At 50.4% G+C, this 14,721-nt stretch carries 17 protein-coding genes and 1 pseudogene; 8 read left to right on the plus strand and 10 right to left on the minus strand.

Translation table 11 applies throughout. From position 1 onward, the window contains the following. Positions 1-507, plus strand: a 507-nt coding sequence (locus tag LLF79_RS23600; protein WP_275060748.1) for a 3'-5' exonuclease, incomplete at its 5' end; no start/stop codon positions are given. 2 nt (positions 508-509) lie between these two features. On the opposite strand, the gene LLF79_RS23605 is transcribed toward LLF79_RS23600, so the two are convergent. Both LLF79_RS23605 and LLF79_RS23610 read right to left on the minus strand, forming a co-directional pair. After that, entirely contained in the window at positions 510-764 is a 255-nt protein-coding gene (locus LLF79_RS23605) for a hypothetical protein (RefSeq protein WP_000880375.1), read from the minus strand. Between the two features lie 140 nt (positions 765-904). Then, positions 905-1,125, minus strand: a pseudogene (locus tag LLF79_RS23610) (type I restriction-modification system subunit M N-terminal domain-containing protein); the annotation flags it as partial. 625 nt (positions 1,126-1,750) lie between these two features. Here LLF79_RS23610 and LLF79_RS23615 point away from each other — a divergent pair. Together LLF79_RS23615 and LLF79_RS23620 are read left to right on the plus strand one after the other, a co-directional pair. Then, positions 1,751-2,092 (plus strand): hypothetical protein, encoded by a 342-nt coding sequence (locus LLF79_RS23615; protein WP_001151572.1) that lies wholly within the window; start codon positions 1,751-1,753, stop codon positions 2,090-2,092. A 91-nt stretch (positions 2,093-2,183) separates the two neighbouring features. Beyond that, the gene (locus LLF79_RS23620; protein WP_000398479.1) at positions 2,184-2,375 is read left to right on the plus strand and encodes a hypothetical protein; all 192 of its coding nucleotides are present in this window, start codon (positions 2,184-2,186) and stop codon (positions 2,373-2,375) included. Positions 2,376-2,615: 240 nt separating this feature from the next. On the opposite strand, the gene LLF79_RS23625 is transcribed toward LLF79_RS23620, so the two are convergent. From LLF79_RS23625 to LLF79_RS23660, 8 genes are all read right to left on the minus strand, one after another. Further along, positions 2,616-3,071, minus strand: a complete 456-nt coding sequence (locus tag LLF79_RS23625) for a hypothetical protein (RefSeq protein ID WP_000374058.1) — start codon at positions 3,069-3,071, stop codon at positions 2,616-2,618. 90 nt (positions 3,072-3,161) lie between these two features. Beyond that, positions 3,162-4,403, minus strand: coding sequence for a VWA domain-containing protein (locus tag LLF79_RS23630; RefSeq protein WP_001053340.1), 1,242 nt, complete (start codon positions 4,401-4,403; stop codon positions 3,162-3,164). 428 nt (positions 4,404-4,831) lie between these two features. After that, on the minus strand, positions 4,832-5,407 hold the full coding sequence (locus LLF79_RS23635; protein WP_000301247.1) for a TerD family protein: 576 nt from the start codon (positions 5,405-5,407) through the stop codon (positions 4,832-4,834). A 68-nt stretch (positions 5,408-5,475) separates the two neighbouring features. Then, positions 5,476-6,054, minus strand: coding sequence for a tellurium resistance membrane protein TerD (gene terD, locus LLF79_RS23640; protein WP_000116680.1), 579 nt, complete (start codon positions 6,052-6,054; stop codon positions 5,476-5,478). 48 nt (positions 6,055-6,102) lie between these two features. Next, positions 6,103-7,143, minus strand: coding sequence for a tellurium resistance membrane protein TerC (terC, locus tag LLF79_RS23645; protein WP_000255079.1), 1,041 nt, complete (start codon positions 7,141-7,143; stop codon positions 6,103-6,105). 22 nt (positions 7,144-7,165) lie between these two features. After that, positions 7,166-7,621, minus strand: a complete 456-nt coding sequence (locus tag LLF79_RS23650) for a tellurite resistance TerB family protein (protein ID WP_000007449.1) — start codon at positions 7,619-7,621, stop codon at positions 7,166-7,168. Positions 7,622-7,643: 22 nt separating this feature from the next. Beyond that, the gene (locus LLF79_RS23655) at positions 7,644-8,801 is read right to left on the minus strand and encodes a TerD family protein (protein WP_001054786.1); all 1,158 of its coding nucleotides are present in this window, start codon (positions 8,799-8,801) and stop codon (positions 7,644-7,646) included. Further along, on the minus strand, positions 8,801-9,382 hold the full coding sequence (locus LLF79_RS23660; protein WP_000254137.1) for a tellurium resistance-associated protein TerZ: 582 nt from the start codon (positions 9,380-9,382) through the stop codon (positions 8,801-8,803). The genes LLF79_RS23655 and LLF79_RS23660 overlap by 1 nt, the downstream gene beginning before the upstream one ends. A 320-nt stretch (positions 9,383-9,702) precedes the next feature. Here LLF79_RS23660 and LLF79_RS23665 point away from each other — a divergent pair, with 320 nt between their 5' ends. The 5 genes from LLF79_RS23665 to LLF79_RS23685 are packed head-to-tail and all read left to right on the plus strand — an operon-like array spanning position 9,703 to position 14,716. Then, positions 9,703-10,761, plus strand: coding sequence for an ATP-grasp domain-containing protein (locus LLF79_RS23665; RefSeq protein WP_012695441.1), 1,059 nt, complete (start codon positions 9,703-9,705; stop codon positions 10,759-10,761). Between the two features lie 9 nt (positions 10,762-10,770). Next, positions 10,771-11,913 carry a phosphoribosyltransferase domain-containing protein gene (locus LLF79_RS23670; RefSeq protein ID WP_001280115.1) on the plus strand — a complete coding sequence of 381 codons (1,143 nt, stop codon included), beginning with the start codon at positions 10,771-10,773 and terminating at the stop codon, positions 11,911-11,913. Further along, positions 11,906-12,679, plus strand: coding sequence for a hypothetical protein (locus LLF79_RS23675; protein WP_001040058.1), 774 nt, complete (start codon positions 11,906-11,908; stop codon positions 12,677-12,679). Before LLF79_RS23670 ends, LLF79_RS23675 begins: the two co-directional genes overlap by 8 nt. A gap of 1 nt (position 12,680) precedes the next feature. Then, positions 12,681-13,760 carry a cysteine protease StiP family protein gene (locus tag LLF79_RS23680; RefSeq protein ID WP_001585166.1) on the plus strand — a complete coding sequence of 360 codons (1,080 nt, stop codon included), beginning with the start codon at positions 12,681-12,683 and terminating at the stop codon, positions 13,758-13,760. Next, entirely contained in the window at positions 13,760-14,716 is a 957-nt protein-coding gene (locus LLF79_RS23685) for an HpcH/HpaI aldolase/citrate lyase family protein (protein ID WP_011152965.1), read from the plus strand. The genes LLF79_RS23680 and LLF79_RS23685 overlap by 1 nt, the downstream gene beginning before the upstream one ends. Positions 14,717-14,721: the final 5 nt, after the last annotated feature.

Genomic DNA, 14,721 nt, shown 5'->3' on the forward strand with positions numbered 1-14,721 from the left:
AACTCATCAAGGCGCGGGAATAAAATCCCATTCAGACGCCGGATAGATTCAAGCAAGCCAACTTGTCGTCAAAATCGGTGTTGCAAAAACGGGAGTGACCATAGATTCCGTTTTCTGAGACGACCCCTGATCGGGCTGAATGAGCAGGAATTTCCTGGCGGCAAACCCGATGATGTTTACAGCGTTCGCACATCGATGAACACCCCTCCGGCCGAAGAGGAAATCGAGGAGGAACGTCGGCTGTTTTATGTCGGTATCACTCGCACAAAACAGCAGCTAAATCTGGTGGTCCCTCTTGATGAAGGGCTTGCGCGGTGGCTCAAAAACCGCTGGGATAGCACCCCGAAGAAGTCACCGATAGCTACTCGCTTCGTCTATGAGGCTGGCTGGACTGCTTGTGCGGTTACCAGTGATGCGATCTATAACAGCACGGTAGAGAAACAGAAGGCTGACTTCAGCAAGTTTCACCAATGGTATCTAAGAGATCTTCAGCGGCTAAAAGTCTAGGGCTACCGATACTTTTCGATTTCAGACAGGTGCTCGTTATCCAGATCAATTGTGGCTTTTCTTTCAGAAGCGAGCTTCTTCGCTCGCTTTGCATACTGAAGCCCCTTGGCTGGCTGCTCTCCGCGTAGGATCTGTTCAGCCTGCTTGCTCGTGCTGTGCCCCAGAAAGCGTTCGTACTGCTCGTCAGATACCTCAGTGCCGATCAGTCGTTCGATCCAGCCGCTTTTCGGCGGGTAACTTACGCCCAGCGCAAGCAACTGCCTTTTCTGTACCCACTATTTCCGGCGCGGCCGGCTTCAATCAAGGCTTTGGTTAGAACTACAGCCATTTGGGGACTCTCATACACAAACCTGAACCATGCGGGTCTGATTGGCGGTCAAGATAGCAGCGCATCGAAATCAACACTGAACTCTGCTTCTAAGAACTCAATCGTGGCTGGTTGGCTATCGAGCGATGCTTCCCGTGTAGACTCCAGTGCGCACTCCAATCGACGCAGCAGAGTAAACGGCAAAATGATCTTGCCGAAGTCGGTATGCTTGAAATCCCCCCCCACAGGTCTTCCGCGTTCTTCCAAATGAAATCAGCTTGCGAAGCAGCCGAACCTACGAACTCTGCCATCTTGGCCTCCAACCAACTTTTGCACGAAACGGCACATCTTCCAAAAGAGGGTTGTCAACCAAGTTTTGCACAAAACGGACTTTGATCCATTTCTAACTAAAATCTACAATCCAACCTCAGATTGCAAATAGCCTATGTTTATTACAGATGGTATGGTTCGTGTTTTTGTTTATTCGATGGCAACTGTACTCTTTCTGCCGCTTGGCTTGTTGAAAAGCACGTGGTGGTTTTCACCATTGTTTGCGATAGCTGCTATTGATTACTTAATGTTTCTGCGTCGACAAGGCTAGTTGCTGAACCTCATACCTCAGAGCAATCTGTATGTTTTTTACACCACTGGTTAAAAGGTCAGGCTACGTTCCTGACGTTTTTTAAAAAACAGTTTTATGTTTGATGCGTTACTGGTCTGTCTGGTAACCCAGTGGTACATTACCATTATTAAGGCTGGCTGGCGGTGGTGCATCATGCTTAAACGACCCTCTCTGAGCGTACTTTCCGACAGTCCTGTGCACCGCACCACTTACCCGGCAGGCCTATGTCTTGGTTATTCTTCGTTGTACCTTTTTCTTCAGCTTTATCCCTGACATGTCTGTCTGAACAGTTCTAAGCAAACCGGAATGTTGTCATGGCCAAAGTACAAGGGCTCTTTGTTGGATACCGAAAATTCGCTGTTGATCGCGACTGGCTTCGTCAGCAGGAAGAACAACGTTATCGGGATCGCCAGCGACAATTTGATGAATGGTCCAGGAAATGGGTCACTGTAACCAGGCTCAAAGAGACTCGTTTATGGACTGACGGAGCCATCAGGCGATGGTTGGGTGAACCTCAGCAGCAGGGTAAATATAAAGTTTTCCCCGTTGAAGCGGTTTTGGCTGCTGAGAAGTTGAATGAGTTTCGGCTCTGGCTTAAACCCCGACTGGAAAAGAAACGTGCCCAGCACCACCACTTTTTAATTCCATTTCTGTAAAGTAGAAACAACGGCAGTTCCGGCCGCATTCAAGGCTTCGGCATCTGGTCAGAAATAAAGCGCCATTTTTCAGTATAAGGGAGGTTAGATAGTGGAAGGTATTGAGACACTGAGTTTGCAGCTTGATGAGAATGAAACTATGGCCCTTGCTCAATTAGTTAAACGTCTGAGCTGGAGCGATCTTCGTGGCTGTGCTGTGAGTGACGAAGAAGCCTGGGTAATGAAAAGCGCAATTGAAAAATTACAACAGGCGTTAAGGGAAGAAGGTTATGCGCCTCGATGAGGCTGGCTTCGTTCTTTATTCCGATAACAAATTTGCTTAAGGACTAACTATGAGCCAGCACTGGTATGAGGTGAAAAGCAATCAGGGAATTGTTCAGGTGATTGTTGGGAGAAGATATTAATGTAATGCGTTTCTGCATTACATCAAGCAGATTAGCTTTTTCTGGTCAAAATAGACGATGTGATTTTTCTTTAGCCGAAGTCCATCCGCTCCCCACGCAACCGGTAAAGGTTCGCAGGTTTAATAAAGATAGGTTTCGTATCTCCCTAAGGGTGGGATAGGTAAACTCATAATGGCATCTGTGTTTACTATGTAAGTATTCGGGTAAAATTCATCTAATACAGTAAAGTTTAGTTTCTTACAAAAGCTTAATAAATATGGGTTTTTCACGTCTTCTATTACAACATCGCACCAGGGATTCGATTCACAGCAAAGCTTCAGAAAAGACTTAAACCATCCCTTGTTTTGTATTTCTTCCGGAAGCCGTACCACATGTATGGTCAGACAATCTCCATGATAACGATTAGTACTTTGTCTAAGCCCTACAACAATCCCCTTTTCTTGAATCTGTACACCTGCCTGATGCTCTTTCATGTCGGGCGTATAGTGCCTTGCTCTGTTTAACCAGGCCACCAGCTGCTGAGCCGTACTTGGTGATTCTTCAGCTATCCATTTCAGGTACTTGATGCGGTCCATATGCGCCTCCCTGTACGATTTCCAATGAACAAAGGCTCTACAGTATTAAGCTGCTGTAGAGCTCATTCAACCAAGCTCAAACTGTGCGTATTAAAGGATGCCTAACCTTTTTGTTTCATCGATCCACGGTCTGAATTCTTCCAGTAGATTATCATATAACTTTTCATCGCTAATCGAACCGAAATCATCCATGGCAAAGAAGTGGGTGTTATCAACCCGGCGGTCAGTAAAGTCATCCAGATTTTTGAGGATACCGTAGCTTGAACCACCCAGGCCGACAAACTTCCAGAAGATGGGGTAGTTGGCAGAACGCCGGATTGCATCTTTAATCGCCCGGGTCTTGCTGATCCCGCCATCGGTAATAAATACAACATACACCGGGATTTTCGAGTCCTTAAAGTAGTCGACTATTTCTTCCATCACAGGAGGCTCGTTGTTTGTCCCTCCGAGGCCCGGCAGGTTCTCCCAGGCTGAACGCTTTCCAGCCCCGCGAATGGACTGAATATATGTGTCCAGGTTGTCCAGTGTGACGTTTGGATACTTCTTATGCTTCTCTCCAAATCCCCAGACATCCATTTCACCGTCGTCGTCGAACTGGGCGGCAAGAACGGCGATGCGGTCCAGCACAGACTGAACGTTACCCTTACTGAACTGGCCACTCATTGAGCCGGATGCGTCAAGTACAAATGCAACCGCTGCCTCAAGGGTGTCCAGTTTATTTTTAGTAAGACTGACCGAGGCTTTTTTAGCGAGGCTTACAAGGCGCGGAGATCTGGTTTCCAGTTTCTTTTCCAGACTGATACGAGCAGGCTTTGCTGGCTGCGGAGCTGGCTGTGCGACATCAACGCCATAGCTAATGGCCAGAGGCTCAAGACCACCGTTGAAACCCTGCCCGAGCGCACGAAGCTTCCAGGCGCCATTGTGCCGATATACTTCACCCAGGATAATTGCTTTCTCACTGCGGCCCTGAGTCTCAGCCTGGAACTCAGCGATTCCTTGAGCCTGCATGCTCAACGAACTGAGCCCACTGATGGTATCTTCACCATCAATGACAACTGTGATTGCAATTTTACTGATGTTCGCAGGAACACGATCCAGTGCTATCTCAATGCTGGACTGCTGAGAACCGGTAACGAGCTTTACTGCCCCTTCAGGAGAAGACAGATTATTGTAAAAGATAAAGTCAGAATCGCCGCTGACCTTTCCCTGAGCATTAAGCAGGAACAGGCAGGTATCGGGTTCGCCTTTAAAGCCGGATTTGGTAGGGTACTGAAGATTCAGCCTGATCGCAGATTGCTGAAGTGGTATGTTTTGTCCGGATTGTAGATTCACATTAACTCTCCTGATTTTTGATTATTTTAAAGCGCAGCGTTTATATAGGTTCCCCTGGCTTAGTTCAGGACGCTGGATTTCTGGTGAGGCGTATATATGGTGTGACACCATATTTCATCACGTTGAAGTTTCTATACCTGTTGAATTGGAATTTCCATTGGTCGGGTATTTTATCTTCCAGAACCCGTGCCTTCATAAGTCGCAAACGTAACATATATCAGAGGGGCATGCTGTTGATATAAGGCACGGAATACAGGCTTTAACCAGCAACCAGAGAAAAATCCGTTTCCTGCCTTTAAAAGGCTCACGTCAGAATTAACATCTCTCTGCTTTCTGAGATTCCCGAACCCTTTCTGCCCCCCCCCTCCTGATAGCGGATCGCAACCAAAAAAAACCCCGGCATTGCCGGGGTATGATTCAGCGTTATTTTAGATGTTAACGCCGTGCTGGGAGGCAAGAGCCGCCAGGCCACCGGCAAAGCCCTGACCGACAGCTTTAAACTTCCACTCAGCGCCATGACGATACAGTTCACCGAAGACCATAGCGGTTTCGGTTGAGGCATCTTCAGACAGATCGAAACGGGCAATTTCCGTGCCGTTGTCGTTGTTGTAAACGCGCATGAAGCTGTTGCTCACCATGCCGAAGTTTTGTTTACGCGCTTCTGCATCATAGATGGTAACGGCAAACACCAGTTTTTTGATATCTGCTGAGACTTTGGTCAGATCGATTTTGACCTGCTCATCGTCGCCGTCGCCTTCACCGGTACGGTTGTCGCCCTGGTGCTCTACCGCGCCATCAGGGCTGGTTTTGTTATTGAAGAAAATGAAATGCGCATCTGACAACACTTTACCGTCTTCGCCTACTGCGAACACGGAAGCGTCCAGGTCAAAACCCTGACCATCGGTTACACGGGCATCCCAGCCTAGGCCAACCATAGCAACATTCATGGTTGGTGCTTCTTTGGTCAGAGATACATTGCCGCCTTTTACGAGAGAAACTGCCATTTTTAGCTCCTGCAAACAGTTGAATGAGGGCTGCATTAACAGCCCCGGGTAGAAAAGTTACTTTTTGATCAGGACGCGTTAATGCCGTACTGAGCACATACAGATGCCAGACCACCAGCATAACCCTGACCTACTGCGCGGAATTTCCACTCACCATTGTGGCGATACAGCTCGCCGAACAGCATGGCAGTCTCAGTGGACGCATCTTCGGTCAGATCGTAGCGAGCAACTTCAGTCTGGTTATCGTCATTAACCAGACGAATAAACGCACCGGATACCTGACCAAAGCTCTGGCGACGAGCCTGAGCATCGTGGATGGTCACAACGAAGATGATCTTGTCAACTTCAGACGGGACGGCGTCCAGTTTAATTTTCAGCGATTCATCATCACCATCGCCCTCACCGGTGCGGTTATCGCCGGTGTGCGTTACGGAACCGTCGGATGACGTCAGGTTGTTATAGAAGATGAAATCTGAATCGCCGCGCACTTTGCCGTTTGAGGCCAGCAGGAATGCTGAAGCATCCAGGTCAAAGTCCTGACCGTCTGTTGAACGCGCATCCCAGCCAAGGCCCACCAGGACGTTTTTCATTGACGGAGCTGCTTTACTTAGGGAGACGTTCCCGCCTTTGGAAAGAGAAACACTCATAAAATAACCTCTTCGATTAGTAATTGTTCAGGTTAACACTTAAGGGGATTAACTCCCCTTTTCCTCAGATTCAGGTTTGCCCGGGAACATGACGCTTGCGAGAATGCCCAGCGCCAGTACACCCAGTACAACATACAGGCTGGTTGTTGCCGCGATGCTGTAACCATGATGCCAGATGTGATCGGTCGCATTCAGGCCGAGTTTTGCCGCGATGAAGAACAGCAGCACGATAACGGCCTTCTCCAGATGAACCAGGTACTGTTTCAGTGCCTCAAGGACAAAGTACAGAGTACGCAGGCCCAGGATAGCAAACATCATGGCACTATAGACGATAAGCGGTTCACGACTGACGGCAATGATTGCCGGTACCGAGTCAAACGCGAACATTACGTCCGAGAGTTCAACCACAGCCACACACAGGAACAGCGGGGTCGCATACAGCGCCGCTTTTTTACCACGGCCAATGGTGACATCGCTGTTTTCTGGTTTCGCCAGTTCAGCATCCACTTCCTTCTGGTTAAGCAGGAAGGCATGCCCTCTGAGCTTCGGCCAGATAGGGAAGAAGCGTTTAACCATGCGGTAAGCCAGATGCTGGGAGTAATCCTCAATTTCATCATCGTCATCACCGCTTTTAAGCATCATGACCGCTGTCCAGGCAACGATAATAGCGAAGACAACTTCAACATACGGCCCCAGACTCAGCAGGCTCGTACCGATGGCGACAAAGATGCCCCTGAAGACAATGGCACCAATGATCCCCCAGTAGAGAACACGGTGGCGATAACGATCCGGAACGGCGAACCAGGAGAAGATGGCCATCATGACGAACAGGTTATCGACCGACAGCACTTTCTCCAGCGCATAACCCGTGACAAACAGACTGGCAACCTCAGCACCGTGGTGGATATAGAGGAAACCGGCAAATGCCATCGCAACCACAACCCAGAATACGGACCAGAGCGCCGCACTCTTCAGCGAAATAGGCTTGTCATCACGGTGCATAAACAGGTCAATAAAGATGGCACCGACTGAAAGCGCAATAAAAACAATGACCGTTTCAGTCGGGAAGCCGATGTGTGTGGAAACCATATTTTACCCTTAGGGATGTGGATCAGAGGCCAAATTCAGCCGGGTCGAAGCCCAACGCGATAGCGATCTCGCGGGAGGCCAGTTTCTCGTCCTGATCGAAGTTACCGTCACTTTTCGCAACGGCAATACCAACACGTAAGGCCAGCTGAGCGGCCTCAGGCTGATCTTTCAGCGCCAGGATGTATTTCATGGTTTCGCCCTTGCCGATTTCAACATCGAAATCGAAGCTTGAAACCAGTTTATTGAAGAACTCAATCACCTCATTGGTATCGAAGACCTTCAGCTCTTCTGAAGAGCGCAGAAAGCCCATCATTTTCTGCTTTTCTTCCGAACTTACGCCGTCACTCGATACGGCAATACGGGCACATACAGCAACGGTGCCCTGCATGAATTTTTTGTTTTTGAAACGGCCAACCTGGCGGGTCAGTTCGTCACGGCCTGAGTTAATGGCACCTTTAACTTTGTCGAAAAAGCTCATACCTGTTTCCTTTGTTGCTGTGTTATTTAGAACCGGCGCTCCAGCGAAATCCCCAGCCAAATGCCCGGTCCATTTCGTCCTGGCCTTTGAAGTACTGGTTAATTCGCTCGACTTTAATTGCGCCGTTTTCGTTTACGAGTCTGGCAATGGCGCACAATGTGCGACGGTTTTCACCTTCGGTCAGGCGGGTCTCAATGGGCGGTTGATCCGGCACATGAATGGTGACCACACCATCAGTCTTGTCCCAGCTGGGAACACCTTCATAAATAAAGGCGTAAATCAGCACTTCGCGGATATGCTTCCATTCACGTCCATTGATATGCAGCCACTCGCCGTCTGATACATCACCCGTCCGGTCATCGCCCTTGAGCTGAACATACGGTTCATCGCGATAATCACCGAATGCATTACCGAGCGCCTGAATGACCGATTTATACCCGTCCTGAAGCTCAACAAAGGCCCCCAGATCCAGGTCGATTCCTTTGGAGCCGAACATGCCTGCAAAGCCTGATTTGCCGCTGCCCCGGTGCCAGTTCAGGTTGATCCGGATTTCACCGAAGTTATCCCGTTTGGTCAGGCTGATTGCAGGCTTCTCTTTTGTCAGCGATACCTTGCTCAGGCTGATTTTTGTCTCAACTGGCGGAGGGGTTACAACCGGAGGAGTCGGGGCTGCGGGAGCCGGTTCGTCGGCAATATTTACGCCGAAATGCTCTGCCAGCGGTTTAAGTCCACCGTTGAACCCCTGCGCAACGAAGCGGAATTTCCAGTCATTATTACGACGGTAAAATTCACCCAGAATTAAGGCTGCTTCCTGACGGCCGCTCAGTTCGACACTGCCGCTAACCAGGCCGGTAGCCCCTTGCTCCACGTCGATGGAAAGATTACGAAGACCGGACACCGTCTGCCCACCGTCACAGGTCACGGTGAACGCAATTTTCTGGACATCAGGTTTCAGCCGGTTGAGCGCGACAGTAAAGGTTGAGTACTGGCCTTCACTGACCAGGCTGACGGTACCATCATCGTTACGTGGCTGACCATAAAACACCATGTCCGCATCACCCTGCACCTTCCCGTCGGCATACAGGCGAAACGCCGAAGCATCCACCTGGCCGCCCGAGGTGATCCGGACCCGCAACTCCTGGGCTGGAACGGGGGCATTGCCCCCCGGCGTCAGGTTCATTAGCGAATAACCGCTGAAACGATATCGGAGTGCATATCGTCAATTGTGCGGCCGCGACAGGCATGGCCAAGGGCGGTAAAGTCCCAGTTGCCGTTATTACGGCGCAGCGAAGAAATAACGATCCCGGTATGTGAGCCCTGCTCAGTCAGCTTGTAGCGAGCCAGCTCTTTGCCGGTTTGATCGACAACGCGGCAGAACGCGTTTTCGACGTCATTGAACGACTGACCACGGAAGCTGTTTACCGTAAACGCCAGGTATTCAACGTTTGCAGGCAGTCGGGAGAGGTTGACATTAATCACCTCATCGTCACCGTCACCTTCACCGGTCAGGTTATCGCCACTGTGCACAACAGCGCCGCAGGTGGATTCCAGTTTGCGGAACCAGATGGTGTCAATTGTTTTACCGGTGCTGTCCATTAATACGCAGCCAGCATCGAGATCGATTGAGTCGTTGCCTCCAAACAATCCTCCAAGAAGACCTTTTTTCTTAACCGGATCCCAACCGAGACCGAAATGAAGCTGGCTTAATGCAGATGATTCTTTGCTGAGTGATACCGTCTGGTTCTTAACTAATGAAACCATGTTTTATTCCTTAAAATGGTAATGACCGAGACAATCAAAGGTATATTTAGTAACTGACGAAGAAAATCATATCATGATGAAGTTCTCTGACAAGGGAAATTTTGGTAGTTTTCTGTAAAAACACAAAAAGAAATCCTTTTCAGGGTGTTAATTTTCTAAGTTTAATTTAAATATCAATGTGTTATCAGGAATCCAAAAAACCTGACGCACTCCATAACCACAGGAGTTATAAATCATATTATGATTGACATGTAGCTTAGACACTCATAGACTCACTTCTCAATCATAAATTTGCATGGCGTTCCGGATAATTAAAAAAAATGAACAAGAAAATTTGGTTTATGGAAGGTTTATCCTCCCAGCGAGATATTATTCAGGGGGTAAAATCATTTGCAAAAAAAAATAATTTTGCCATTACCGTTTTTGCCTCCCACCGTAACGAAAGAAATGAAATCCTTTCCGTTGCCGACTATTCTTTGACTGAACCTGAAGATCCTCAAAAACGTCTTCAGTTTATCCAGGAAACCATTCAGTCCTACGGCATCCACCATATTCATACTGGCCGTAACAGCCAGTGGTTTGAAGAACACCGTTCAGCCATTGAATCGACCGGTGCCACCCTTACTACCGGTGCAACGGGCGTCGACTGGTTAACTCTGGCTGACGAAAAAGTTACTTTTGCTCAGTTTATGGAGCAAAAGGGTCTCCCGGTCGTACCATCCTGGCGGGTGAATACGCTGGCAGAATTAAAAACACACCTCGCGGCCCCGCCGTTCACTGACAGCCCGGTATGCGTGAAGCCGGTGACGGGTATCTATGGCATGGGATTCTGGCGCTTTGATGACAGTGCTTCGCCTATGGCCGTCTTTAATCATCCCGAACATCGTCTGGTCAGTCCGCAACAGTATATTGCAGCAGCATCAGCTGCTGAGTCGTTTAAACCCCTTGTTTTGATGCCGTACCTGCCAGGCCCGGAATTTTCCGTCGATATCCTCGCGGATAAGGGCGAAATACTCGCAGCCGTGGGACGCCGTAAGGAAGGGGTTATCCAGTATCTGGTAAACGAAGGAAGCGCCTGGGAACTGGCGTGTGACTGCGCCAGGGTTATGAAGGCCGACGGGCTGGTGAATGTTCAGACGCGAAACGATGTGAATGGCAACCCGGTGCTGCTTGAAACCAACATGCGTCCGTCAGGGGGGGTGGGTTATACCCTTCACAGCGGGGTGAACCTTCCTGGGTTATTTGCTGCCTTTAAGCTCGGTCTGATGTCTGAAGATATGGTGCGCCAGAGCGCTAAAAACACCTTTTCTCCGGTTGCGGTGAGATCCATTACGGATGTAATTGCATACCCGGAATCACTCTCTAACCTTCTGAATTAAGGCGTATTTATGTCTGATATCCTCGAAGATATGATTTATCGCCGTACCCTCTCATGCGGTACGATTCAGGTAACCCGCGACCAGGGTGAAGTTTCGCTCGATGACCTGTTTGACATCGCTGAAAGACGTAACCCGAAACGCGCCTTTCTGTTTGTCAGCAAAGTACTCGGCAGGCACATTCCCGTGCCACCCTCAGTCATGCGGCAGGCCTACAGACAGCTTGCCAGCCAGTTCCCCTCGACACTGACAGGACCCGTACTGTTTATCGGTATGGCTGAAACCGCCGTTGGGCTTGGGGCCGGTGTATTTGATGAAGTGCGCCACCAGCATCCTGAATCTGTCTATCTGACCTCTACCCGTCACCCGGTTGATGGCACGTTGCTTTGCGAGTTCAAGGAAGAACACAGCCACGCCACCGATCATCTGATCTATCTGCCAGATGATGAAGAGAAAAGACGTCGTGTTACCAACGCACGAACGCTGGTTTTGATTGATGACGAGGCAACCACCGGTAATACCTTTATTAACCTGCTTTCAGCCCTGCGTAATACCGGCAAGCTTCAACATATTGAACAGGTTATAGCCGTTACGCTTACCGACTGGAGTGGCAAAGCCTTGTCCGAGCGCAGCACCTTACCAGTCACTTCGGTTTCTCTTGTAAGCGGTAAGTGGGGATGGACCCCATTACCTGATGCACCTGTCCCGGACATGCCGAAAGTCAACGTAACTTCACGAGGAGAATGGGACATCCAGGGAAAACAGTCCTGGGGCCGACTGGGGATGCTCGCACCTGCGGCCGATCTCGGCCATGAGGTCTCCGTCCACAAGGGGGAACGTATTCTGGTTCTCGGGACCGGGGAATTCGTCTGGGAGCCGTTCCTGCTTGCTGAACGGCTCGAAGCTGCCGGAGCACAGGCATTTTATGGATCGACCACCCGCTCCCCTATCGCCGTTGGTTATGCCATTGAGTCCGCCATTTCCTTTACGGATAACTACGGGCTGGGCATCCCCAATTTTGTCTATAACGTCGCCCACCAGCAGTTTGACCGCATTCTTGTGTGTACTGAGACACCCGCAGAAAGTATTGACACGCAGCTTCTTAAAGCGCTGGCTGAGGTTGCGGCCGTCGTGGAGATTGTTACCTATGAATAAACCCGTTGTTCTGAGCGACCTTGACGACACGCTCTTTCAGACCCGTCGTAAAATGGTGGACGAGCTGGCCCTGGAGCCATTCCGTACCGGTGCCGTTGATCGCACCCTGAATCCACGAAGCTTTATGACGGAAGAACAGTCCATGTTGGTGGACTGGCTCCTGGAGCAGGCTGAACTCATACCCGTTACCGCACGGGGAACTGAAGAAATCAGCCGCGTACGGATCCCTTTCCACTCCTGGGCAATCACCACTCACGGGGCCGTCATTCTCACGCCAGAAGGCAAACCCGACGAGGAGTGGAAGGCCCATATGCTCGGCCAGCTGGCTCCCTATCAGGAAAAGCTGACATCGATGCAGCGTCTGATCACTGAAATGATGGACGCAAAAGGGATCAATGCCTGGGCAAGGCTGAACTTCGAATACGGTGAAACGGCGGTTTATATGGTGATGAAGCACCGCGACAGCACCCGCCTTGACGAGCTCAATGCCATTGCAGATGAGATAGAAACGGTGTTTCCGACCGAGGGCTTCTACATCCACCGCAACAGTAATAACGTGGCCTGGCTTCCCACCGCGGTTGAGAAAGGGCTGGCAGTCAGATGGCTTCTTGAAAAACTTCGGGCTGAACGCGGAGTCTTCCCCGTAATTGGTCTGGGCGACAGCCTGAGCGATCATCGTTTTATGAAACTGTGCAGCTGGTTTGGCATCCCGCGTCAGAGTCAGTTTGCAGATGCCATTTCACAGCGAATTTTTGGAGAAAATTAAAATGCAGCCACATGACACATTTACCGGCTCATACCAGCCCGGTGACGTGGAATTTCTGCTAAAGCCGGTAGTCATTGAGATGACGCCGGTTGAGCAAAAAGAAGAGCTGATTCAGTCAGGGAAGAAACATTATTCGGACATGCTCAGTCAGGAGCCAGCGCCAACACAATGGCATCTTGATTTGTTTCACCGGGCGCTGGATCGGGGCGCAGAGAGACTTGCAAAAGAAGTCACACAGCTCGCTATTGCTCTGGCCGAACGCTTCGGTGATGAGCCCATTGTACTGGCCAGTCTCGTCAGAGCTGGCGTGCCGCTCGGCGTTATGCTGCACCAGGCCCTGCGTGACATGGGGAAAACCTCATGGCATTACGGTATCAGCATTATCCGGGATCGTGGAATTGACGGTGCAGCCCTCGACGTCATTGAAGAGCGCCATGGTACCAGCGGTATTGTCTTTGTTGACGGATGGACAGGTAAAGGCGCAATTACCGGAGAGCTTGTACGCGCACTGAAAGATCGCCCGGGCTATCCTGAGCAGCCGCGACTGGTTGTCCTGGCCGATCCCTGTGGCTGCTCCTGGCTTGCAGCCAGTGATGATGACTGGCTCATTCCTTTTGGCATCATGGGTGCGCCGGTATCAGGCCTGATCTCCCGGTCAGTATGGTCCTCTGAAGGATTACATGGGTGCATGGTTTGCGAGCATCTCAGTGAATTCGAATGCAGCCGGATGCTTGTCGATACCGTCGCCCATTTCCGTAAGAAGTTAACCCCGTCATCCCTCGCTACCCTGAGCTGGAATATGGAGTCAGCCCGGGTCTTATGGCAGACAAGTCGCGACGTTATCGCGTTCCTGGCCGATGAATTTAAAGTGGACAGCGTCAATCGTATTAAACCCGGTATTGCTGAAGCAACCCGGGCTGTATTACGTCGGGTACCGGACCATGTATTTGTGCGTTCTATTGACGACCCGGACGTTGCCTTGCTTGTAGGGCTTGCTCGTGAAAAGGGAATAGTTGTTACAGAAATGGGGGGAACCCTCGGCCAGTATCGGGCTGTAACCATTATCAAGAAGGTACTCTGATGAAAAATCGTCTTTCTCCCTGGAATCTGGGAGCCACGCTATACATGCCTGCAACACGGGAAGATATTGCTGATGCCGTCCTGCACGGGAAAATCCCGGGTTTGCGCTCTCTGGTGATTTGCCTGGAGGATGCTGTCAGTGAAGCAGACATCCCCATCGCCCTCAAAAATCTGGAGCACCTGCTGCACGAGCTCAGTAACAGCATGCGTAGCCTGGGTAAAAATGACTGGCCTCTGGTGTTCATTCGCCCTCGGCATGCCGAAATGGGCAGATGGTTAAAAGCGCATTATGATCTTTCCGCTGTCGATGGGTTTGTGTTGCCGAAATTTACCCTCAGTTCGTTAGCTGAATGGTGGGATATCATGGGCGGGACTCACCTGTGCATGATGCCAACGCTGGAAACAGAAGACGTCTTTGACGTGGTTCAGATGCGCGAGCTGGCCACTCGCCTGGTGGAACATCCCTGCCACGACCGCATTATTGCGCTTCGAATCGGCGGCAACGATCTTATGAACGTTGTGTCGCTTCGCCGCCCCCGGGACCTGACGCTGTATGACAGCCCGATGGGCTACGTCATCAAAATGCTCGTTTCAGTCTTCGGCCCGCGTGATTTTGCCCTGACCGCGCCCGTATGTGAGCATATTGACGATCATGCCGTTATGGCCAGAGAGCTGGCTCTTGATATGGCACATGGGCTTGTTGGGAAAACGGCCATTCACCCGGGTCAGATAGAGGTCATTCAAAACGCGCTGATGGTCACTCAGGGTGAGTATTCTGACGCTCTGCGGATCCTGAACTCTACCCAGGCCGTGTTTAAGTCGCAGGGAGCAATGTGTGAACCCGCCACACATCGCCGCTGGGCGGCTGGCATTCTGGACAGAGCTCGTTTTTATGGGTTACAGAACGAGCAAAGCGCTGATGGAATCAGATTACTTACCGTGACCCAGCATCATTAAGGAAA

The organism is Enterobacter cloacae complex sp. 2021EL-01169 (genome assembly GCF_020733125.1).
Lineage (GTDB): Bacteria > Pseudomonadota > Gammaproteobacteria > Enterobacterales > Enterobacteriaceae > Enterobacter > Enterobacter roggenkampii.